A 21,886-nucleotide genomic window follows, 5' to 3' on the forward strand; every position below is an offset into this window, starting at 1 on the left:
GGAGTCACCGGCATGCCCGCGAAATCGAAAGCACAGCAGAAAGCGGCTGGAGCCGCGCTCGCTGCCGAGAAAGGCGAACAGAGCGCGAGCAAATTGAAGGGCGCTTCGAAGGAAATGGCCAAGTCGATGAGTGAGAGGCAGCTCAGCGAGATGGCCTCGACGAAGCTCAAGGGGAAGCCCGAGCACTCATCAAAGTCCTGACTGCCACTGGAGACCGACATGACCGACCACCCAAAGCCGCCATTTCCGCATCAACAGCAGTCGATGCCGGGCTCGACCAATCGCATGGATCCGCGCCCGGATCATGGCGAGGATACATATCGCGGCTCCGGGCGTCTTTCAGGCAAACGTGCGGTTATCACGGGCGGTGACAGTGGCATCGGCCGTGCTGTTGCTATTGCCTTCGCCAGGGAGGGTGCGGACGTCCTGGTCTCCTATCTCGATGAGGAGGAGGACGCGGCAGAGACCAAGCGCTGGATCGAACAGGAGGGCCGCAAGGCGGTTCTCGTACCCGGCGACATCCAGTCGGCGGCGCACTGCCGCAAGATCGTCGATACCGCCATGGCTGAGCTGGGCGGGATCGACATCCTGGTCAACAACGCGGCTCATCAGGCAACTTTCGACGATATCTCCGAGATTTCGGACGATGAGTGGGAGTTGACCTTCAGGGTCAACATCCATGCCATGTTCTATCTGACCAAGGCAGCCGTCCCGCACATGCCGCCCGGAAGCGCGATTATCAACACCGCTTCGGTGAACTCGGATATGCCGAACCCGACCCTCCTCGCCTATGCCACTACGAAGGGCGCGATCCAGAACTTCACGGCCGGGCTCGCCCAGCTTCTCGCCGAAAAGGAGATCCGAGCGAACGCGGTGGCGCCTGGCCCGATCTGGACGCCGCTCATTCCCTCGACGATGGATCCCGACAAGGTTTCGAACTTCGGCAAGCAGGTTCCGCTGAAGCGGCCGGGGCAGCCGGCTGAGCTCGCGACGGCCTATGTCATGCTCGCCGACCCGCTCTCGAGCTATGTCTCTGGTGCCACGATTGCGGTCACCGGCGGCAAGCCGATCCTCTAGGAGCAGTCTCGATGAACTGGGGTCACCGTCATAGGGTCTGGCGATTGCTCGAAGTCAGCTTCGTTCCCTCGAACGTGACGCGCGGCACGAAATCGCTTCTCCTTTGCCAATGGGGGGGGCTTTGGCCGGAATGCGCACTTCTTCGGCGCTTCGTCCTCGATCTCGGCAGCAGCAATATCGAGGCGATGACATCCTCCCCGGATTGAATCTGGAGCTGACGGCTATGGACAAGCTGCTGCCTCCAATTCGCTTCGACCGGGCGGTTCATCTCTGCGTCGACATGCAGCGCCTGTTTTCCGATGACGGTCCCTGGCCGACTCCATGGATGCCTCGCGTGCTGCCCAACTGTGCCGCCTTGGCCGCCCTGAACCCCGCGCGCACCATCTTCACCCGATTCATTCCGCCGCGCGCTGTGGAAGAAGCCCATGGATCCTGGCTGCGATATTATGAGCGTTGGAGCGAGGCGACGCGGGAACGACTGGACGCTACGCTCATCGAGCTGATGCCCGAGCTGGCGCGCTACGTTCCTCCGGCAACGGTTTTCGACAAGCCGGTCTACTCTGCCTTTGCCGGCCGACGGCTCTCGGCGGCGCTTGCGGAACGTGACGTCGAGACGCTGATCGTGTCGGGTGCGGAGACCGATGTCTGCGTGCTTTCGACCATCCTCGGCGCCATCGATCTCGGGTTTTTTATTATCGTGGTGCGCGACGCCGTGTGCAGTTCCTCTGACGAGGGGCATGACGCGCTCATCTCAATGTTCGAGTGCCGCTACAGCCAGCAGCTCGCGATTACCGATACTCAGACAATCCTCGCCGCCTGGATGTGCGCGAAGAGTTAGCCTCAGGTGTCGCGGAGCCTGCCGAGATTGCCCGGCAGGCCTGATACCCCAAAATCATCAGCGGTGTTGAGGCCCCCGACCGGCTCGGGCCCGTGACTGTTCTCGCCTTTATGCTCCTCATCCCAGGCACGCAAAGCGGCTATCAGATCGGCATGCTCTGCAGCGGCGGCGGAACCCTCGGGAGCATCCGACAAGGAATGAGCCCGCGCGACCGCGGCATTGTACTCGTCGTGGTTCGAGATCCTCATACTCATCTCCTTCTTGGTCACGCTGCCAGAAGCTTGTCGACGGTCATCGGCAGGCTACGCAGGCGCTTGCCTGTGGCATGGTGGATCGCGTTCGCGATCGCCGCCGCTGTGCCAACGATGCCGATCTCGCCGAGGCCCTTGACACCGATCGGGCTCGCCTTGTCATCGTGCTCCTCCACGAAGACTACGTCGATGTCGTAGATGTCGGCATTCGCCGGGACGTGATACTCGGCGAGGGAGTGATTGACGATGCGGCCGAGCCGGTGATCGGTCAGCGTCTCCTCATGTAACGCCATGCCGATGCCCCAGACGACGCCGCCGATGATCTGGCTGCGGGCAGTCTTGGGGTTGATGATGCGGCCGGCAGCGACGGCATTGACGATACGCGTGACGCGGATCTGCCCAAGTTCCTCGTCGATCCGGACCTCCGCGAAGACTGCGGAGTGCGTGTATGCGGCATAGCGCATTGGTCCGATCAGGCCGGGGCTCGCGCTCTTCTCCGCTTCAAGCTTCTCTTCACCGGAGGCGGCAAGAGCGTCCGCCAGTGAAACGGATTTCGCGGGATGGGTCCGTAAGAGGATTCTGCCATTGGCGAATGCGATGTCGTCAGCGCCCGCATCGGTCAACGGCGAGCCTTCGATCTTCCGCGCCAGCTTGAAGAGCTGCTCCCTCAAGTCCTGGCAAGCGGCCATGACGGCGCTGCCGGCGGAGGCCGCGGTCCATGAACCGCCCTGTACCGGCGAGGCGGGCAGCGTCGAATCCGCGAGCTTTACCGTGACCTCCTCCATCTCGAGGCCGAGGGTCTCGGCACCGATCTGGCTGAGGATAGTGTAGGTGCCGGTCCCGATGTCGGAGGTCGCGCAAGACAGTTCGAGGCGTCCATCGGCTGTGAATACCGCGCGGGCCGCCGTCTTCATCATCCCGGCTTCCCAGACGCCACTTGCCATGCCCCAGCCGATCAGTTCATGGCCATCGCGCATGGACCCTGGCCGAGCATTGCGTTTGGTCCAACCAAAGCGCTCGGAACCTTCGCGATAGCAGGACCGCAGCTCCTTCGAGGTGAAGGTCTTGCCATCGTTCTCGTCATAGTCGGTGTAGTTGCGCAGGCGCAGCTCGATCGGGTCGATCTTCGCGGCGATGGCCAGCTCGTCCATCGCGCTTTCGAGCGCGAACAATCCCAACGGCGCTCCTGGCGCCCGCATGTCCCCGGGAGAGTAGGTGTCGAGCTTGGCCAGTTCGTAGCGCAGATCGACATTCGGCGCCTGGTAGAGCATGCCCGACCAGTTGACGACGTTCTCCTGGTGGTCCTCAAACCGTGAGGTCGCGGCGACTGCGTGATGCTGGATCGATACTAGGTTGCCACCGGCATCGGCGCCGAGCGCAACGGTGTTGATAGTTGCGGGGCGGTGTACGTGGCTGAACATCTGCTGCCGCGTCAGTTCGACACGCACCGAACGTTCGAGCGCCAGTGATGCCATCACGGCAAGGAAGAGCTGATGTTGCGGGCGCAGGCCCGAACCGAAGCCGCCGCCAACATAGGGCGCCACGACACGGACATCGTCGCTCGACAGACCGAAGACGCTTGCAACATAGGCTTGGGTGTTCTGGACGCCCTGCGTCTTGTCGTGGACGGTGACCTTGCCGTCGCCTTCCCAGATCACGGTGGTCGCGTGCGGCTCCATCGGGTTGTGATGCTCGGCAGCGATCGTGTATTCCGCACTGACCCGGACGGCAGCCTCGCTGAATGCCTTGACGGCATCCCCGCGCGGGTCGGGCGGAGGGGCGATGCCCATGCGCTTCTTGGGCGGCTTATAGGCGTCGATGCGTGCGATGCTCAGGTCGGTGAGGTGCACTTCTTCCTCGTACGAGACCGCAACTAGGGCAGCGGCATCGCGAGCGGCGTCGAAGCTGGTCGCGATGACCAGAGCAATCGGCTGGCCGCTATACTGGATCTCGTCGCTGTAAAGCGGACGGAACGGCGAGCCCGGAGGCGCCACCTGATCCCGGTATTTGTAGGTAAACCAAGCCGTTCGCGGGCGGTTCTCGTGCATGAAGACCCTGATAACGCCGGGCGCCGCCTCCGCTGCACTGACATCGATCGAGCGGATGCGTCCGCGCGCGATCGCGCTCTCGACGATATAGCCGTGGCAGAGATCGCTCGCGGCGAACTCGGCTGCGTAGGTCGCGGCACCCGTGACCTTGGCCGGCCCGTCGACGCGGTTGCGCGGGGAACCGATATGGGGATCGTTTCTCAGCATGGCGTTCTCCTCACGCGATACGCTTGTCGGATAGCGACTGCGGCGTTGCGGCGGCTGCCTGTGACAGCGCCCGCACGATCGCGCGCCGCGCGAGATCAACCTTGAAGGCATTGTGTGCGCGGGGTTCGGCACCGGCCAACAGGACGTCGGCGGCGCGCGAGAAAGCCGCCTCGTCGGCAGCCATCCCGACCAGCGCATCTTCGGCTTCCGGTTTGCGCCAGGGCTTGTGCGCGACACCTCCGAGCGCCAGCCTCGCCGCAGAGATTCTTGCTCCGTCGCATTCGAGCGCTGCCGCCACTGAGACGAGAGCGAAAGCGTAGGACAGCCGGTCGCGCAGTTTCAGGTAGCTATAATGCGCGGCGAAGCCCCTGGACGCCGCAGGCAGCGTCACCGCTACGACGATCTCGCCGGGACGCAACGTGTTGTCGTGCTGAGGCGCGTCGCCAGGAAGGCGGTGATAGTCGGCGAAGGCGATACGCCGTTCGCCTTCGGGCCCGACGACCTCGACCGAAGCTTCCAGCGCCGCCAGGGCGACGCACATATCGGAGGGATGAGTCGCGATGCACCGGTCGCTGGCGCCGAGGATGGCATGAATACGGTTGACGCCGTCGATCGCGCCGCAGCCTGAACCCGGCTCGCGCTTGTTGCAGGGCGTGGCGACGTCGTTGAAATAATAGCAGCGGGTGCGTTGGTTGAGGTTGCCGCCGGTCGTGGCTGCGTTCCGCAGTTGCGGCGTAGCGCCTGCCAGGACACCGTGCGCCAGCAGCGGATAGCACTCTGCGATGCGGTCATCGTAGGCGACGTCGCTATTTGGCACGAGGGCGCCGATGCGTAGCCCGCCGTCTTCCGTCTCGGAGATGCCGCGCAATTCGTGGAGGCGGGTCAAGTCGATCAATTCACCTGGGCGCTCGACCTCGTATTTCATCAGGTCGACGAGGTTCGTCCCCCCAGCGATGACGGCGGCGCCGGGATTGCTCCGGAGACGCGAGATCGCATCGGCGAGCGTCTCGGCGCGGTGATAGGAAAAGCGGTTCATTCCGCGGCCTCCTGGATCGTGCCAGAGCGCTGGATCAGCACGTCCTCGATCGCGTCGACGATGTTCGGATACGCACCGCAGCGGCAGATATTGCCGCTCATCAGCTCGCGGATATCGTCGCGGGTAATGGCGTGGCCCTCCTCGATCAGCGCGACTCCGGAGCAGATCTGGCCGGGCGTGCAATAGCCGCACTGGAAGGCGTCGCGCTCGATGAAAGCCTGCTGCAACGGGTGCAGCTCGCTGCCGTGCCCGATACCCTCGATCGTGGTGATCTCTTTCCCATCCTGCATCACGGCAAGCTGGAGGCAGGAATTGATCCGACGGCCGTCGATGAGGACGGTGCACGCACCGCACTGGCCATGGTCGCAGCCCTTCTTCGTACCTGTCAGGGTGAGGTCGTGTCTGAGCAGGTCGAGAAGCGTGGTCGAAGGTGAAACGTCGAGGTGACGGGATTCACCGTTGATCTTGATATCTATCCAAACGCCGGCGGATGCCTCTGCTGGGTGATGGGACATGCGGAAGCTCCGATCCGATGTTGCCGATCCCCCAGCCGCATGGTCTGATCAGAACAGGAAGGGCGGGCCGAAGTTCCTTTGATTTGGAAAGGTTCGTCTCGAAAAAATAACCTTCGATCACGTGGGCAGATTGACGTCTGCGAGCGTCTTCGGCTGATGCATCGGGCAGCCGCCGTGTTCCGAGCGGAATCGAGCCGAGCTTCGGTAGGCTGCCCTTCGCAATCGCATGATCGAGCCGAGCGGACGATGGGCGGCCAACCCGTGCCACGGGCTGAACGACTGCTTCTCGTCGATGGCGCGCGATTTCTCCTCCTCCCAAGCGACCTGGCGGGGCGCGGTCACCGTCGCGACGGTCCAGTAAGGGCTTTGCTCCTCCGGCCATTCGACGCTCGAGTCCTCGATCGGCATGGATTCAAGATCCGTGCAAAGCTGGACGCGCACCTCCCATCGACCGCCATGGTCAGCGAAGAACGCATTGCAGGCCTCGCGCAGCCCATCCGGACGGCCGAACACCCTGATCGCCTGATTGGTCAAGCTCATCAGCTCGGGGCTCACCGGGAGCAGCTGGACCTTGGCCATGTACTCACCGAACAGGATCGGAGCGGCACTAAAGTAGCTCTCGCCCAGCGGATGCGTCGCGGGGTGCCCGCCCAATTGCTTCAACGCAGCGCTGTCGGCGCCGGCGGCTTCGGCCAAACTCTGGATGCCACGCAATGCATAGCTAAGCGCCTTCTTAAGGAACTGAACGCGGTCCGTCGTCGCCGCGACGAGCTTGAGCCCAGACAGGAAGTCCTTGCCGCTTTTCGCGGAGAACACGGGGCCGTTGACGAGGACGAAATCTTGGACGGCTTCGGATTCCGAATCAGCGAGACGTTCACCCGCAACGCCGATGACCTTTAAGGCGAGACCCCGAGGCAGCGAGACGTCGTCCTCCAGTATGTCGCCGGGGATCGTCGAGAGGCGCATGATTACCGGATAGTGCCCGGGGCGAGCGAAGAGCCCCTGCGCGAGTTCAGGCGGAAGGTCGGTAGCGACGCTCAACTCCCCTTGCAACAAGGCATGGCTCTTGGCATGGACGCTGCGCAGGGCGCGACCTTCCTCCTTCCATGTCGTCTGGCTTATGGTGCGCAGCGTTGAGACGAGACCATCCTCGGTCGCGCGCTCCTCCGGTTCAGGCTGTTCGAACTCGGGGCGATAGGGGAGGGGACGGATCGAAAGCGCGCTGGGTAGGGACATGACGGGCTCCTGAGATGATCCCCTGCGAAACCCTCCATGATACCGGGCGGTTCCTATTGGTGTTGATGCGAAACGGAGAGGCGCGATCGTTTCATCGGGAGCTCCAATCGGTATATTGTTTCCCGGCGGGTAGACCCGCGATCATCGTTTTTGATTCCGGGGCAATACGGCCTTGCACCCGCGGAGCGGCCGATCCTCGAGTACGTTTGAATGATCCCCCTATCTCGGCCACCGCAAGACGGCGGAAACGGTCGTGTCGGCCAAAGTCCCGGGTCCTAATGACGCAATCGGCTCCCGAATGGTCATCGACGGCTCGACGATAATGAAGCGCGATTTCAAGGATCGAAGCCATGCTGTTTTCGCCTTTGACAGATCCGATGGACCTCGCGCGGGCTCGGGTCGGCCTGGATGCGGCGTGGATGTAGCGCCAGGCGCAGCTCCCGGATCGCTGTCGCCCGGTCCCCCTGGCTGCAGCCGAGATCGATAGGCACACGAGTGGGATGGACTTTGAGCGGCGCGGCCGCCGCGCAGGAAAACCCCCGGGACATAGTCCCGGGGGCCTCCGTCATCCCGCCGTATTGTTTTCAGACGACCGGCGGACGATAGGGCCCGGCATTCTCGTCGAAGCGGCTCCATCCGCCCGCACGATACTCCGCCTCGCGGATTGTGCGGTCGATCGGCGTAGCGCCATCGAGGATAGCCTGGACAGTCGCCTCGTGCTCGGGCTCTGTCCGGACCGAGACCACGGAACCGCCCCGGCGCACCGTCTCGGCGTAGTATTCAGCCTCCTCCTTGTCGTGGCCTTCATTCACGAAGGAGCCGACAAGGCCGCCAGCGGCTGCTCCGGCCAAGGCGCCAGCGGCGGTGGAGGCGAGCCAGCCCGCGGCCACCACCGGGCCGATGCCGGGAATGGCCATGATGCCGAGGCCGGCAAGCAGACCGGCAGCGCCGCCGACGCCGGCGCCGATACCCGCGCCTTCGCCCGCATTTGTCTCGCCGGACTTGCCGTCGCTGCCGACAATGCTGATGTCGCTGCTGGACACGCCGGCGGCCTCAAGTTGTTCGACAACGGACCGAGCGGTGGCGTGGCTATCGTAGGTTCGGGTGAGAGTGCGAGTCATATCGATCTCCAACTTAATTGCGAGTGATGTTGCCGCGATAGTCGACTGAGACGTTGACCTGCGCGCCGGAATGTGTGGCCGTTCCCTTCCAAACGCCGTTATCGTCCTTTTTCAGGGCACCGACGTTGGAGTAGCCGTTGGCCTCGAGCCTGCTCTTGGCCTGGCCCTCCGTAAAACTGTTGGCGCCCGGGAGGGGCGCGTTCTTGTCCGCATCGGCGTTCGGAGAAGGTGTGGGGGCCGTCGTCGACGTCTGTGCCATGGCACCGAAGGACGTCGCGGAGGCGATCAACGTGGCGATGAGGAGCGTCTTCATGATGATCTCCGGAGAGGTGGGCGACGGGTCGCCGGGATGCACAATCCAACGGCAATCTGCTCATGGAAGTTCCATCGGACCGAGACGGAACCCCGCACCGCGATGAAGGTTTGGCAGTCATTGACCACCCACATCATTGGAGGACAACATGGCCACGGAACCGAAGGCGCTCGAAGACCTGTTCCACGACACCCTCAAGGACGTCTACTATGCGGAGAAGCAAATCCTGAAGACGCTCCCTAAGATGGCAAAGGCGGCAAAGTCGCCGGAGCTCAAGAAGGCCTTCGACACACATCGCGAGGAGACCGAGGGGCACGTCGAGCGGCTTGCGGAGGTGTTCGAGATCATTGGCAAGGCACCGCGCGGGAAGACCTGCGACGCGATCCTCGGCATCATCGAGGAGGGCAAGGCGGTCATCGAGGAATATTCCGATAGTCCCGCCCTCGACGCTGGTCTGGCGGCCTCGGCGCAGGCTGTCGAGCATTACGAGATTTCCCGGTACGGAACCCTCAAGGCCTGGGCCGACCAGCTTGGGCTGAAGGATGCGTCCAAGCTTCTCGCCGAAACGCTTGCGGAGGAGGAGAGGACGGACAAGTCGCTTAGTGCGCTCGGCAAGACGGTGAACGCCGCCGCGACGAAGAAGGCGGCGTGACGATGGGCATCTTTGATTCCATCAAGAAGGCCATCTTCGGCGAGGCTAAGGCCGATACCTTCACTGCGCCGGCCCCGGCGCCAACGCTTGGCGCCGTGGTGCCGCCGGCAAACACGTCGACAGCTCCAGCCTCGACACCGGGCCGGCACAACCGCAGGTGAGCCGACCGCAAGCGTGGGATCGGCGCCGACGTCTGCCGCGCAGACGGTCGACATCTCGCCGATCCTCGACGAGGCGGTCAAGGACAGTCGTCAACCGCTGAATTGGAAGACGTCGATCGTCGATTTGCTGAAGGCATTGAAGATCGACAGCAGCCTTCAGGCGCGTCGCGATCTGGCGAACGAGTTGGGTTATTCCGGGGATACGAGCGATTCTGCCGCAATGAACGTCTGGTTGCACAAGGCCGTCATCAGAAGGCTGTTAGAGAACGGCGGCAGGGTGCCGGCCGACCTGCTAGACTGATCGTCTTGATTCTAGCAATTTTGACCCCGGCGATTTTCGCCGGGGGTACTCTCCGTAAAACTCGACCAGCGATGTTGCATTGGCCCTGCAAGTTTCACTTGGAGTGCCTCAGAGTACTTACGTCGGAGCCGCGTCCGATCAGGTTCCGGCACCTTCGCCAGCCTGTCTTCATTAAGATTGTCGATAAGGTCGGCTTGCTTGACCCAGCGCGCCAGCGGGTGCCTTGCCGCTCGATTGATATAGGCCGTAATCTTCAGCCTGACCACGGGTCAAAGCGCCAACCGCGCCAACAATTTCATCGGTGAAGCCCTCGGCAGTCAACGCTTCGAGCGTCCAATCTGAATCTTCGACAGCATCGTGCAGCGCTGCGACGATCGCGCACTTCTCATTGCCTTTCCGAAGGAAGCGCGACATGAGGCGCATGGGATGAACGATGTAGGGCTTGCCAGTTTTGTCGCACTGGCCGGTGTGTGCCAACGCGGCGATTTCGATAGCTCGATCCAACGTTGCCATGGCATCCACCTCACGAACCAAAATGATGGTGGAGGCGGAACGTCCCAAGGCTCAAGTTGTTCAGGCGTCAGAGACCTCTTGTCAGTGCTTAGCTCGAGATCGCGGACAGGCCTCCATCCACGCTGCAAGCGCCCCGTCAGAAGTAGCCTTGCGACGAACTTTGTTTCAGCAGGGGTCGAGTTGATGCGAGGCCCATTGCGGAGCCCCCAATAGGGGGAACGATCTTCATGAACTTGCCGACCGTATATCAACGGCCTTTCCGGCTAAACCACCGCTCGCTGGCTTAAGCTGTCAAATGAAACGATCTGATTTCGTCCGAGTGTCTTCGCAGCATAAAGCGCCTTGTCGGCACGGGCATACAAGCTGAGCGCAACGTCATCGCCCTCGATCTGCGCAACGCCAGCCGAAAAGGTGCAAAAAAAGTCAGGGCGGCTGGGAAGGGGTGTCAAACTTCTCACCAGAACGAGGATGCGTTCCAGAATAAGTAATGCTGCGATAGATGACGTCCTGGGCATGACAATGACAAATTCCTCCCCGCCAACGCGGCCGAAACAATCCGTCCGTCGAACGTTCAAGTTCACGGCATGCGCAAATCCCTGGAGAATTTGGTCGCCAACATGGTGGCCGTGTAGGTCGTTGATGGCCTTGAAGTTGTCGATGTCCAAGATCGCAAGGCAGCCTGGACGAGTGGTTTCCGCTACTGACCATGCCAGCATCTCGTCTACCCGCGACATCACAAAGCGCCTGTTCGCTACGCCAGTCAGCTCGTCCGTGAAAGAAGCCTTCAGTGCGGTATCCCGATCTTGCCGTAAGGCGCGGGTTTCGGCGTGTAGGTCAGTGATGTCGCTAGCTACGCAAAGCATCCAGCCATCATCTGTTGTCTCCTCCTGCATCCACAGCCAGCGCCCGTCTGCCAAGTCGGTCTCGTAGGATTTGTAGCGGACTTTGCCGCGCCGCGAGCGGGTAGAGTTGAGCCAGGCCTCGATGTCGTCGGAATGCACGACTGTTCCACGCTGCGTCGCAAAATTGCGGCGCATAATGTCCGACCAGCTTAGGTCCTCGTTGGAACCGATATGCCACGCTTCTCGGAATGTCCGATTGGCAAAACGAAGCCGATCGAACTGGTCATAGAGGGCTACGAGCATCGGCGAGGTCTCGAAGATCTCGCCGAGCTTTTGATAGCTTTGCTCCATCTGCCAATGTCCCGCTCGTTTGTTAGCTAAGCCAGATCGTGCCTGGACAGTGGGAAAGAACGGTAAAGGCACAACCTCGCAATTTCGGAACGTCCACTGTTATCGATCGCTTCGCCTGCCCGTCCCTAGATATTCCGATGACTTATCCCTCAGTCGCCGCCAACAACGCCGGTGCCGGGCCGATATCGGCTCCGGCATGTTCTGTTTTCAGCCACATAGCTGGAGTCCGCTTCGGCGCGCCGTGCTAGTTCAGATTGCCTGGCAGGCACTTCCGCGCGATTGCCAATCTCGCTTGGCCATGATGCCGTTAAATCTTGACCTCTCCATTTTCTTCGCCATCCCAGTAGTGCACACGCGACGCCTGGACTTTCAGCAGGACGATGCCGGGTGTCTCGATGCCTTGGGGGAACCATCGTTCCATGTCGTCAACCCAATGCTTCTCGAAGGCGAGACGGTCTTTCGTCAGGCTCGCCTTGCCCTCGACGCCGATGAAGATGCCCGGTTTGCCGAGTAGACTCTTGTCGCCGGCGAAGGTCAGTCCAACCTGGTCATTTGCCTGCACATCCTCGATGAAGCGCGCATTTTCGTAGGCGAAGAACCAGGAATCTCCATCGTAATCGACATCCCGATTGTTGCTCATCGGCCGGCTGGAGAGTTGGCCGCCTTCCGTCACGGTCGTGAGCATGCAGAAGTCGATGTCCTTCATCTTCTCCGCGATGTCGCTGAGGGTGAGCTCGCCCATAGGTTTCTCCTGCGTGATGTGTTGGCTTTCGAGGAGATCGAACGGGCCGGCGCGAGGCATGTTCCTTTGGTCGAAGCCGCACTCCGTTTAAAGACGACGCTACGTCATCTATAAGTGGCCGGCTCTAAGCCCGAGAGGACACGATGGCCGCCTTGTTTCACAACGAGATGCATAGCGATTTCGTCTGGGCTCATGGGTATATTCCCTATGGCGGAGCGGATTTCGGTGAGATCCGCTCGGTGGCCGAAGCCGTTGCCGATGGCGGAGACGATTTATTCCATGATGCTTGGGTCGCTGCCGGCGAGCGTATGACGGCGACAGCCGACACCCTGCTCGCAAAGGGGCACATGGCGAGCGCCCGCGAGTCATATCTGAGGGCAAGCGTGTTCTACGCTTCTTCGTTTCGCCCGCTCTATGGAGTGCCGGTCGATCCGCGTCTGCTTTCCGCATTTCGAAAGGAGGTCGCTGCCTTCGACAAGGCCCTGTCGCTCGGAGAGGCTCCCACGGCGCCTATTGCCATCCCGTTCGGCGAGACTTCTCTGCCCGGTTATTTCATCCCGGCCGAGGGCAGTGAGACCGAGGTCCGGCCGCTGATCATCTTCACCAACGGCTATGACGGGACGATCGTCGACACCTATTTCGCATGCGGCGTTGCGGCGTCCCGACGGGGCTACCACAGCCTGCTCTTCGACGGTCCGGGCCAGGGCGCCATGCTTTACGAGCACGGTACGGCGCTGCGACCCGACTGGGAGGTCGTCATCAAGGCGGTGGTCGACTTCGCAGAGGGTTTGCCACTGGTGGATACCAAGCGCATCGCTCTGTCGGGCTGGAGCCTTGGAGGCTATCTCGCCCCGCGCGCCGCGTCTGGTGAACCGCGGATCGCAGCGCTGATTGCGGATCCTGGTCTCTGGAGTATCGCCGACGGCTTCCGGGATATCGTCGTGCGGAACCTCGGCGTCTCGTCGGAGGCAGCGGCAGATCTGGGCAATCTCGATGAATCGATCATGCAAAAGATCGACGCCACGATCCGCAAGAGTCCCCTGATCAAGTGGAAGGTCGTGAATCGGGGCTTCTGGACCCACGGTGTCGACAACCTGCGAGATTATTTTGCATCGGCCGAGCGGTTCACGATGACAGGACGGGTCGACACCATCACTTGTCCGACGCTGATCACTCAGGCGGAGAATGATATCCTTGGTAACGGCGCTAGTGCCTTGTTTAATAAGCTAACATGCCCGAAAGCCCTGATGCGCTTCACTGCCGCCGAGGGCGCTGACCGGCATTGTGAGATGGGAAACCGCTCATTGCTCAACCGGCGCGTTCTCGATTGGCTGGATGATTGCTTCAGCGTCCAGCGCTAGAATGCCGTCGCAGCCGCCCACTCCACCGTCGGCGACGGTGATCGTCAACGTCTGCTGTCCGCCAATGTCCGTAGATGGCGCGTTCTGTGCGTCGTCGGCCCAAGGCGACGCGATTGCCGAAGCTAGCACTCTAAGCCGGCGCGAGTAGGAGCCTGCGACCATTTCAGTTGGCCAAGATATCTAGTTCCGCACGGTTTATCAGCCCGCTTGGTTCACGCTCTCGGTTTGCGGATCGGAAATGAGCGCTGCTCGGGCAATCTCGACCTTAGAAAAACTCGCAGTCATGCCGGAACATTTCACTGAACCAAACGTTGAATGGCGTTGGCGGTAGCCACGGGGGAATTTCTTGTCAGGTTTCAAGCCAAAGGTCCTCATCGTCGAAGATGAGCCAATCATAGCGATGATGCTTGAGGAACACCTCCTCGACGCGGGGTGCGAGGTTGCGGCCACGGCCATGAGCCTGGAGAAGGGCCTCGCTCTGGCCCAGACAACGGACATGGATCTTGCCATTCTCGACATGAGCCTCGGTTCGCAATCGTCATTTGCAGTGGCTGACGTCCTGGCGAGCCGCGGAATCCCCTTCATGTTTGCGTCGGGCTTTGGAAGCAGTTCACTTCCGGAGGAGCATCGCGGACGAACGATCCTCAACAAGCCGTTCCACTTTCCCGAGCTTGTGAAGGGCCTTACGCTTACCCTGGGCGGCAGATTTATTCCTGAACAGGGCGTCTAGCTTGACCTTGTTGCTCTGGATCAAACCGCCTAGCGTGGCGGAAGCGCCGGAGAATATCTCTCTAGCCCATATAGACTGGGGAATTAGATGGCGCTGGTAAAGACCACTGAGCTCGCTAAACGCCGCGCCAAACCCACTATTTCCAAACACGATGTGACAGGACCGGTGAATAAGGTCGCCGCGGTGCGCCGCTCGCACGAACGTGCTCGGGCCCGCCAGCAAAAAGTCGCGGAGCGGATCGGTGCCGCGACGGAAGAGCTCGCGAGCGGCATGCTGGAGGCGGCGGCGGCAGCGCAGCAGCTTCGCCAAGCTCTCGAACAGATTTCGGCGGGTGCGGGGGAAGCAGCGGGAGCGGCCCAGCAATCGCAGGGGGCAGTGGAGATGCTCGGAGCGACTTTCGTCCGCGCGCGCGACCAAGCTGAAAATTCTCGCCGCAAGACCGATGCGCTGCATTCGGCCGTGCTTGAAAGCGCGACGCAGATTGATGATGCCAACGCGTCGCTGGGGAACGCCGCGGCGCGCCAACTCGCTTCGGTCGAAATCGCCGAGAGGCTGGAAAAGCAAGCTGCCGGCATAGGCGCCACGACTCAGATGGTCGCTGATATTTCGGATCGAACCAATCTTCTTGCGTTGAACGCTGCGATCGAAGCCGCTCGTGCCGGCGATGTCGGCAAGGGCTTCGCGGTCGTCGCCGACGAAGTCCGCGCTCTTGCGGAAGTGGCCGAGCGGACAGCTCGGGAAATCGAAGAGCAATCTTTAACCGTCGGGCGCGAGGTCAAGACACTCGCCGAGCGGATCAGGGCGACAGCAACCGCTGCCCAGCAGCAGACGGCAACGACCCAGGCGATGGCTTCGGATCTGTCATCGGTGCGCGCGGACTTGTCAGTGCTCGCCGAGGGCAGCCAAACAATCCTCACCGCTGCCGTCGAGGCTGACATCGCGGTGCGCGAGGCAGGACGCGGCGCCGAATTGGTCGCCAGTGCGGCCGAAGAGCAGTCCGCTGCCGTGGCGCAGGCACAGCGATCCGTCCAGCAGCAGAGCCAGGCGCTCGATCAAAGCCAGGAAGCGGCTCAAGCTCTGGCAGGCTTGGCGGAGGATCTGCAAGGCGATGGCTCGGCTGCGAGCGGCATCGAGCAGTTGGGCACGGCGGCGGAACAGCTATCCGCGACCGTGCAAGAACTGGCCGGCACGGCAGGGGAAATCCTCGTCGCGATCGATCAGATCAGCCGAGGTGCGCAAACTCAGGCGTCCGCGACGCAGCAGGCGAATGCAGCCTTGATCCAAATCGAGAAGAATCTGGATCACACCCGGAAGGGGGCCCAAGTCGCGACTGAGCGGACAGGGGGGATCGCGGGGCTTCTGGCCAAGACCCAAGCGGGCCTGCGTGTGATTGGGGAGAGCTTCGCAAACACCGTAGTCCACATGCGCCATTCGGTGTTTGCGCTCGATTCTCTCGAAGACGTTTCGCGTCAGATCGAGAAGAGCATCGACCGCATTGTTCTGGTTGCTGTGCAAACCAACATGCTGTCGGTATCAGGCTCCGTCGAGGCCGCAAGAGCCGGCGATGCCGGCCGAGGCTTCGCGCAGGTCTCTAGCGATATCCGCAAGCTGGCGCAGGAAAGCAGTGAGTATATCGAAGGCGTCAAGGACGTCGTTCGCTTGATGCAGATTCAGATCGCGGCGGTGCGCCGCGATCTTGAGCTCGTCCTTAGCCTTGCCGAGGCCGAGCAAGGCAAAAATGTAGTAATCATCGAACGCATGAAGGCCATTGAAAACGATGTCGCCGCCATCGCCAGCGGCAACGATGAGATACTCGGCAGCGCGCAGAGTGCGCTTTCGGCCGTGCGGGACGTACAACTAGGAACACAGCAGATCGCGTCCGCAGCGCAGGAGGCAAGCTCGGCCGCAACGGCTGCTGCCAGCGCTGCCAGGGAACAGTCGCGCAGTGCCGAGGACCTCGCCGCAGCGATCGAGGAAATAGCGTCTCTGGCAGATGAACTCCAATTGGCGGCCGGTTGATTTCGATGGCGAAGGCTCGCAGGGGCGGCGAGACCGAGCGGCAGCTGACCTTCATCGTCGGTGGCGACGGATATTCTATACCCGCCGAAGGTGTGCTCGAGGTTGGGCGGCGACCCACCATCACCCGTGTCCCGAACAGCCCCGGCGCCTTGGCGGGCCTGATGAACTTTCACGGGGCGGCCATCCCTGTCGTGCGCGTGTCGGCGCTGGTAGCTGCGGTCGTCGAAGGCGCGGCGCCGTCGTCGGGTGAAGCCAAGGTCGTCGTCTACGATGAAGGCGGGGCGGTCGGGCTGCTGATAGACGATGTTCTGCAACTGACTTCCGAGCAGAGCGCTTCGGCCAAGGTACTGAATATAGGCGCGTTGCTCGCGGATATATTTGTCGAGTCGGTGCAGACTCCGCGCCGAAATATCGGAAGTTCCGTGGATAAAGCGGGCCAGAAAATTGCCGCTACCATTGAACGCGCACTGTTGGCGTTCCGGGTGTCGGTTCAGTATTTCGCCTTGCCGCTCGAAAGCGTCGTCGAAGTCCTGGCGCTTCCGGGCGACGTGACCGGTTTACCGAGAGGCGAGGCGATGTCCGTCGGGATGATCGCGCTTCGAGAGGAGATCGTTCCGCTCATCTCGCTTGCGTCGCTGCTCGGACTTCCGGCCGACAGCGATGGCCGTCGCCACGTTGTCGTCATTCGCTTTGGAGAGGCCCGGATCGGGCTGGTCGTGGATAGGCTGCACGGCGTCGTCCGGGTTCCGGAGACATCGATCGAGCCGATCCCTGCGATCTTGCAGCGGGGCGCCGGCGACGCCGAAATCGATGCCATCGCCCGTAGTGCCGATAAGCGGCCGCTGATATCGATCCTGTCGCCATTGCGCTTGTTTCGGAACCGGGCAATTAGCAACGCGCTTGCGGAACGCGGCGAGAGGAACAGGAGCATGCCTGACGCCGTGGCTTTCGAACCGGACCAGCGCTTTATCGTGTTCAGGCTCGGCGATGATGTCTTCGGGCTCCCCATCGGCTCGGTCGATGAGATCGTCCAGCTTCCCGACGCGATATCGCGCGTTCCCAATGCGCCCAACTTCGTCACCGGCGTTATCAATGTCAGAGGCAAGGCAGTGCCCGTGATCGACCAGCGCTTGCGCTTCGAGGCGGGACAGAGCCTGTCGGCGAAACGGCCGAGGGTCGTCGTGGTCACGATTGGACAGCTCCAGGCGGGCTTCATCGTCGACTCCGTTTCCGAGATCCTCTCCCTTCCGGCTTCTGCGATCGGGCCGGCACCGAAGTTGCCGGGCAACGGCACACAGATATTCGACAGGGTCGCTGCCCGCGGCGATGCCGGCGAGATGATTTTGCTCGTCGACCCGAAAGAACTGCTGGACAAGGCTGAGCGCGATCTTCTCGCGCGCTTCAAGCCGGCGGCTGGCGATGTACAGGCATCGTGATCCGTCTCCTCATCGTTGACGACTCCGCCCTGATGCGCAGGTTCCTCGGCCGGATCTTCGAAGCCGAAACCGATTTCGAGATCGGTTCCGCGCGCGATGGCACCGAAGCCCTGAGGGCGATGGCCGAATTCCGACCCCACGTCGTGACGCTGGATATTGCCATGCCTAACATGGACGGTTTGGCCTGCCTGGACCGCATCATGGTCGAGCATCCGTGCCCGGTGGTGATGGTCTCCGCACTGACCGAGCACGGAGCCGACGAGACCTTGCGCGCACTCCAGATGGGTGCGGTCGACTTCATTCCGAAGCCGCAGGGCACGATTTCGTTGCATGCCGACGACCTCGGGCCCCTGATTGTCGAACGGGTACGCGCCGCGGCTTCGATCAAGGTTCGAACGAGCCGTCGATTGGCCGAGCGCGTTCGATTTCGTACCGAGTTCAAGATGCCGCGCTCGCTGTCGGCGCGGAGCGGGGCAAAAATTTCCCGCATCGTTACCGGTCTGGCCGACGAGTGCGTTGTGCTGATCGGCGCCTCGACCGGCGGACCGCCCGCATTGGACGCGGTGCTGTCCGCCCTGCCCAAAGATTTCGGCTGGCCGATCGTCATCGCCCAGCACATGCCGGCCTCGTTCACGGGCCCGCTCTCCCGCAGGCTCGACAAGCTCTGCGCACTTTCAGTTGTCGAGGTGACCGGCCCGACCGCGCTCGAGGCTGGACACGTCTATATCGGCCGGGGCGACGCGGACATCCTTTTGACCCGTAGGAACAGGGCGCTCGTGGCCATTTCCGCGCCGGCAGATCCGGAGCATCGCTGGCACCCGAGTGTCGACCGGCTGGTTCGCAGTGCCATCGACCATGTCCCGGCCGAGCGCCTGGTGGGCGTCCTGATGACGGGCATGGGCAACGACGGAGCGGGAGCGCTCGCCGAGCTCCGGAAATTGGGTGGACACACGATTGCCGAGGCCGAGCAAAGCGCCGTGGTATGGGGCATGCCCGGCGAATTGGTCAAGCTGGGTGGCGCAGCCGATGTCATCGAGTTGCATGGGATTGGCGAACGCCTGCTGGAGCTCGCCCGATGGCAATAGGCGAGGCACCGCGATACCTTTCGGCCGGCGATCTTCTGCGGCTTTGCGAGTTCCTGTATCGGCGTACCGGGATGCTGTTCGGCGAAACCAAGCGCTACTACATCGACCGGCGAGTCGCGGACCGCGTCGCTGCGACCGGGGCGATGTCCTTCGGCTCCTACTTCAACCTGCTCCTGAGCGATCCCGGCGAAGCCGAACTGCTGATCAATAGCTTCACAGTCAACGAGACATATTTTTATCGCGAAGAGCATCAGCTCCACTGCCTGAGCCGCTCCCTGCTTCCCGACCGGATCGTTGGCAAACGGCCGGGTGACCGGATCAGGATATGGTCAATTCCGTGCTCGACGGGCGAGGAACCGTATTCGATTGCGATCTGGCTGTTGGAGAACTGGAATCTCGTCGACGCGTATAATGTCGAGATCGTCGGTTCGGATATCGACAGCGCGGTGCTGCGGGACGCGGCCTTCGGTGAGTTTGGCAAGCGCTCCGTGTCTCGCCTTTCGGCCGATCTGCGGCAGCGCTATTTTCACCAGTTGGACGATGCTCGCTGGCGGATCATCCCGGACTTGCGCGAGTCGGTCAGTTTCCGTGCAGCAAATCTGATCGACCGGCAAGTGGCCGAAACACAAGGTGAGTTCGATATAATCTTCTGTCGCAACGTCTTGATCTATTTCGATGATGAATCGCGCCGCCGGACCGTGGACAACCTCTACGGCGCGCTCCTGCCCGGAGGCTATCTCTGTCTGGGGCATACGGAGTCGATGAGCCGGATCTCGACGCGCTTCGAGATCGCCCGGTTCGAAGATGCCGTCGTCTATCGTCGGGCGCGGGAGAGCTGAGTGGACGACCTGCTGGCCCAGTTCGTTATTGAGGCGGCCGAGCTGACGCAGCAGGCTGCGGAGGACCTGCTCGCGCTCGACCGCGAGCCGGGAGATCGCGGTCGACTAGGCAGCGCGTTCCGCGCCATCCACACTTTGAAGGGCTCGGTCGGTCTGTTTGACCTCGCTCCGATGCACGACACGCTTCACGCTGCGGAAGACGTGCTTGGCTGTGCGGTTAAGGACGATGCCGAAATCGACCCGGCCAGAATCGACCCCCTGCTCGCGATCATTGAATGGATCGATCGCTGCGTTCAGCGTCTCGAGCGCGCTGGAGTGCTCGCGCCGACGGCTGCGGACGAGGGGGCGGAATTGGTTCTTTCGCTCGCGTCAGGCGGTAGCGCCCCGCCAGCCGTAATGCCGATGACCGATGGCGCCGTGCCGTCATGGGCCCAGAGGTTGTTCACGGCCCATCCAGCAATCCGGGAGAGGGGAGTCGTTGCGCTTCGGTATTCGCCAGCGCCGGAGTGCTTCTTCAATGGCGATGATCCGATAGCGCTCATGGCCGCCATACCGGAGGTCTTCTTTGCCCGCGTCTCGACGCGAGAGGATTGGCCCGGCGAGGCAGAGTTCGACCCGTTTCGCAGCAATCTAATCTTCGAGGCGATTTCCACTGCGAAGCGCTCTGAAGTCGAGGCGGTCTTCCGCCTCATCCCGGATCAGATCGCAATCGCGCAGGACCCGGAGTCAGATGCCAAGGAGTTCTCGGCTGAGAGTGGAGAGACGATCACGCGAACGATTCGCGTCGATCTCGCGCGCATCGATGACATCGTCGCGCTCGCCGGAGAGCTCCAGACGCTCAAGAGCGGCCTGCCCGCGCTCGTCGCCCAAGCGCAAGCGCTTGAAGGAGGCATCGCACTATCGCGCAAAGTCGCAGCGGTGCATCAGGATCTTGGCCGCTTGGTGAGCCAGCTTCAGCGATCGGCAACAGATGTACGGATGGTGCCGCTTAGCGATACCTTCCGCCGTCTCGCGCGCCTCGCAAGGGAGATTTCCGGGCAGACCGGCAAGCCGCTGCAACTCGACGTCCGAGGAGGCGAGATCGAGGCCGACAAGACGATCGTCGACGGATTGTATGAGCCGCTGCTTCACATCATCCGCAACGCCGCGGACCACGGCATCGAAGCCGAAGAGCAGAGGCTAAGCGTCGGCAAGCCCTCGAAAGGCACTATCTCCGTCAGCGCACGGCAGGTCGGCCACAGCATCGAGCTCAAGGTCAGCGATGACGGGCGTGGGATCGAGCCGGAGCGCATTCGCTCCGCGGCGCTGGCGCGCGGGTTTATCTCCGCCGAGACCGCCGCAACGCTGGGCGATAGCGATAGTCTCGAACTCCTATTCACCCCAGGTTTTTCGACATCGGAGACCGTATCCGATCTGTCGGGTCGTGGGGTCGGCATGGATGCGGTGCGCGCATCGGTTCGCCGCCTGGGTGGTAAGGTCGCAGTCTCCAGCGCGTTCGCCATAGGGACGACGATCGTGTTGTCGATGCCCACCAGTTTCGCCATGAGCCGCGTGATCGTGGTGACGGTCGCGGGCGAGCAGTACGGCGTTCCCATGGAATCGATTACGGAGACGGTTAGGATTCCCGCAACCGCCATCATACCGGTCCGAGGGGGCGAAGCGAGCGTGCTGCGCGATAGGACTATTCCAGTAGTGCGACTGGGCAATATCGTCGGCGCGGTTGCGCAGGCGCGCTCGGAGGAGCTGATGCTGGTTCTTGAAATCGGGGCCGCTGCCGTGGGCTTGGTTGTCGACGGCATCGGGGAGCGCTTTGAGACGTTGCTCCGTCCACCCGCGGGCCTGTTGAAGGCGGTGCGGGGCATCCTTGGGACGACCGTGCTCGGAGATGGCCGGATCGTCATGGTGCTCGATCTGGAGGTCTTGCTCGCATGACGGTGACAGTCGAGGAACAGGAGATCAGGTTGACGGGCCGATGCGGTGTCGATGAAGCAGAGACACTGCTTTCGGCCCTTTCCGCAGCTCCGCACCGTCGGGTCGTTCTGGACGCGGAGCGCATGCATACGGCGCTCTGGCAGGTGCTTCTTGCCATGCGCCCGACCATTTCGGGCGAGGCGCCGGATCGCTTTTCAGCCGATTATATCCTGCCCCTGATCGCACCAAAGGAGGAGCTTCCATGACGACTTGATCGAAATCCGAAATCATTCCTGCGATA

22 protein-coding genes and 1 pseudogene are annotated in these 21,886 nt (G+C 62.1%); 13 read left to right on the top strand and 10 right to left on the bottom strand.

The features are described from left to right. Positions 1-12: 12 nt before the first annotated feature. The 3 genes from VGO04_RS24560 (at position 13) to VGO04_RS24570 (ending at position 1,915) form a co-directional block, all read left to right on the top strand. Positions 13-201, top strand: coding sequence for a DUF3008 family protein (locus VGO04_RS24560; RefSeq protein ID WP_327498576.1), 189 nt, complete (start codon positions 13-15; stop codon positions 199-201). 18 nt (positions 202-219) lie between these two features. Further along, entirely contained in the window at positions 220-1,077 is an 858-nt protein-coding gene (locus VGO04_RS24565; protein ID WP_327498577.1) for an SDR family oxidoreductase, read from the top strand. Between the two features lie 223 nt (positions 1,078-1,300). Next, positions 1,301-1,915: an isochorismatase family cysteine hydrolase gene (locus VGO04_RS24570; RefSeq protein ID WP_327498578.1), complete on the top strand. Its 615-nt coding sequence runs from the start codon at positions 1,301-1,303 to the stop codon at positions 1,913-1,915. Positions 1,916-1,917: 2 nt separating this feature from the next. Here VGO04_RS24570 and VGO04_RS24575 read toward each other — a convergent pair whose 3' ends face one another. From VGO04_RS24575 to VGO04_RS24605, 7 genes are all read right to left on the bottom strand, one after another. Further along, the gene (locus VGO04_RS24575; RefSeq protein WP_327498579.1) at positions 1,918-2,163 is read right to left on the bottom strand and encodes a hypothetical protein; all 246 of its coding nucleotides are present in this window, start codon (positions 2,161-2,163) and stop codon (positions 1,918-1,920) included. Between the two features lie 17 nt (positions 2,164-2,180). Next, a complete protein-coding gene (locus VGO04_RS24580) occupies positions 2,181-4,421 on the bottom strand; it encodes a xanthine dehydrogenase family protein molybdopterin-binding subunit (RefSeq protein ID WP_327498580.1) in 2,241 nt (746 codons plus the stop codon). Between the two features lie 10 nt (positions 4,422-4,431). Further along, positions 4,432-5,457 carry a xanthine dehydrogenase family protein subunit M gene (locus VGO04_RS24585; protein WP_327498581.1) on the bottom strand — a complete coding sequence of 342 codons (1,026 nt, stop codon included), beginning with the start codon at positions 5,455-5,457 and terminating at the stop codon, positions 4,432-4,434. After that, positions 5,454-5,972, bottom strand: coding sequence for a (2Fe-2S)-binding protein (locus tag VGO04_RS24590; protein ID WP_327498582.1), 519 nt, complete (start codon positions 5,970-5,972; stop codon positions 5,454-5,456). The genes VGO04_RS24585 and VGO04_RS24590 overlap by 4 nt, the downstream gene beginning before the upstream one ends. 117 nt (positions 5,973-6,089) lie before the next feature. Continuing rightward, positions 6,090-7,208, bottom strand: a complete 1,119-nt coding sequence (locus tag VGO04_RS24595) for a catalase family protein (protein WP_327498583.1) — start codon at positions 7,206-7,208, stop codon at positions 6,090-6,092. A gap of 584 nt (positions 7,209-7,792) precedes the next feature. Beyond that, complete coding sequence (locus tag VGO04_RS24600) at positions 7,793-8,329, bottom strand: general stress protein (protein ID WP_327498584.1); 537 nt, start codon at positions 8,327-8,329, stop codon at positions 7,793-7,795. Between the two features lie 13 nt (positions 8,330-8,342). Continuing rightward, on the bottom strand, positions 8,343-8,642 hold the full coding sequence (locus VGO04_RS24605) for a PepSY domain-containing protein (RefSeq protein ID WP_327498585.1): 300 nt from the start codon (positions 8,640-8,642) through the stop codon (positions 8,343-8,345). 148 nt (positions 8,643-8,790) lie between these two features. On the opposite strand from VGO04_RS24605, the gene VGO04_RS24610 reads away from it, so the two are divergent. Both VGO04_RS24610 and VGO04_RS24615 read left to right on the top strand, forming a co-directional pair. Then, a complete protein-coding gene (locus VGO04_RS24610; RefSeq protein ID WP_327498586.1) occupies positions 8,791-9,294 on the top strand; it encodes a ferritin-like domain-containing protein in 504 nt (167 codons plus the stop codon). A gap of 2 nt (positions 9,295-9,296) precedes the next feature. Continuing rightward, a pseudogene (locus VGO04_RS24615) lies at positions 9,297-9,756 on the top strand (DUF3597 domain-containing protein). Between the two features lie 171 nt (positions 9,757-9,927). On the opposite strand, the gene VGO04_RS24620 reads toward VGO04_RS24615, so the two are convergent. The 3 genes from VGO04_RS24620 to VGO04_RS24630 all read right to left on the bottom strand — a co-directional run bounded on the left by VGO04_RS24620 (position 9,928) and on the right by VGO04_RS24630 (position 12,204). Beyond that, positions 9,928-10,269, bottom strand: coding sequence for a hypothetical protein (locus tag VGO04_RS24620; RefSeq protein WP_327498587.1), 342 nt, complete (start codon positions 10,267-10,269; stop codon positions 9,928-9,930). 263 nt (positions 10,270-10,532) lie between these two features. Continuing rightward, positions 10,533-11,462 carry a diguanylate cyclase gene (locus VGO04_RS24625; RefSeq protein WP_327498588.1) on the bottom strand — a complete coding sequence of 310 codons (930 nt, stop codon included), beginning with the start codon at positions 11,460-11,462 and terminating at the stop codon, positions 10,533-10,535. A 307-nt stretch (positions 11,463-11,769) separates the two neighbouring features. Beyond that, on the bottom strand, positions 11,770-12,204 hold the full coding sequence (locus tag VGO04_RS24630) for a pyridoxamine 5'-phosphate oxidase family protein (RefSeq protein WP_327498589.1): 435 nt from the start codon (positions 12,202-12,204) through the stop codon (positions 11,770-11,772). Positions 12,205-12,347: 143 nt separating this feature from the next. Here VGO04_RS24630 and VGO04_RS24635 point away from each other — a divergent pair, with 143 nt between their 5' ends. From VGO04_RS24635 to VGO04_RS24670, 8 genes are all read left to right on the top strand, one after another. Then, positions 12,348-13,565 carry an alpha/beta hydrolase family protein gene (locus VGO04_RS24635; RefSeq protein ID WP_327498590.1) on the top strand — a complete coding sequence of 406 codons (1,218 nt, stop codon included), beginning with the start codon at positions 12,348-12,350 and terminating at the stop codon, positions 13,563-13,565. Between the two features lie 346 nt (positions 13,566-13,911). Next, positions 13,912-14,295, top strand: coding sequence for a response regulator (locus tag VGO04_RS24640; RefSeq protein ID WP_327498591.1), 384 nt, complete (start codon positions 13,912-13,914; stop codon positions 14,293-14,295). An 87-nt stretch (positions 14,296-14,382) separates the two neighbouring features. Further along, positions 14,383-16,314, top strand: coding sequence for a methyl-accepting chemotaxis protein (locus VGO04_RS24645; RefSeq protein ID WP_327498592.1), 1,932 nt, complete (start codon positions 14,383-14,385; stop codon positions 16,312-16,314). Positions 16,315-16,319: 5 nt separating this feature from the next. Continuing rightward, positions 16,320-17,750 carry a chemotaxis protein CheW gene (locus VGO04_RS24650; RefSeq protein WP_327498593.1) on the top strand — a complete coding sequence of 477 codons (1,431 nt, stop codon included), beginning with the start codon at positions 16,320-16,322 and terminating at the stop codon, positions 17,748-17,750. After that, entirely contained in the window at positions 17,747-18,835 is a 1,089-nt protein-coding gene (gene cheB, locus VGO04_RS24655; RefSeq protein WP_327498594.1) for a chemotaxis-specific protein-glutamate methyltransferase CheB, read from the top strand. The genes VGO04_RS24650 and cheB overlap by 4 nt, the downstream gene beginning before the upstream one ends. Further along, entirely contained in the window at positions 18,826-19,674 is an 849-nt protein-coding gene (locus VGO04_RS24660) for a protein-glutamate O-methyltransferase CheR (protein ID WP_327498595.1), read from the top strand. Before cheB ends, VGO04_RS24660 begins: the two co-directional genes overlap by 10 nt. Then, the gene (locus tag VGO04_RS24665; RefSeq protein ID WP_327498596.1) at positions 19,675-21,606 is read left to right on the top strand and encodes a chemotaxis protein CheA; all 1,932 of its coding nucleotides are present in this window, start codon (positions 19,675-19,677) and stop codon (positions 21,604-21,606) included. Continuing rightward, positions 21,603-21,851, top strand: coding sequence for a hypothetical protein (locus tag VGO04_RS24670; protein ID WP_327498597.1), 249 nt, complete (start codon positions 21,603-21,605; stop codon positions 21,849-21,851). Before VGO04_RS24665 ends, VGO04_RS24670 begins: the two co-directional genes overlap by 4 nt. Positions 21,852-21,886 lie beyond the last annotated feature (35 nt).

The organism is Ensifer sp. (assembly GCF_035999185.1).
Taxonomy (GTDB): Bacteria; Pseudomonadota; Alphaproteobacteria; order Rhizobiales; family Rhizobiaceae; genus Ensifer.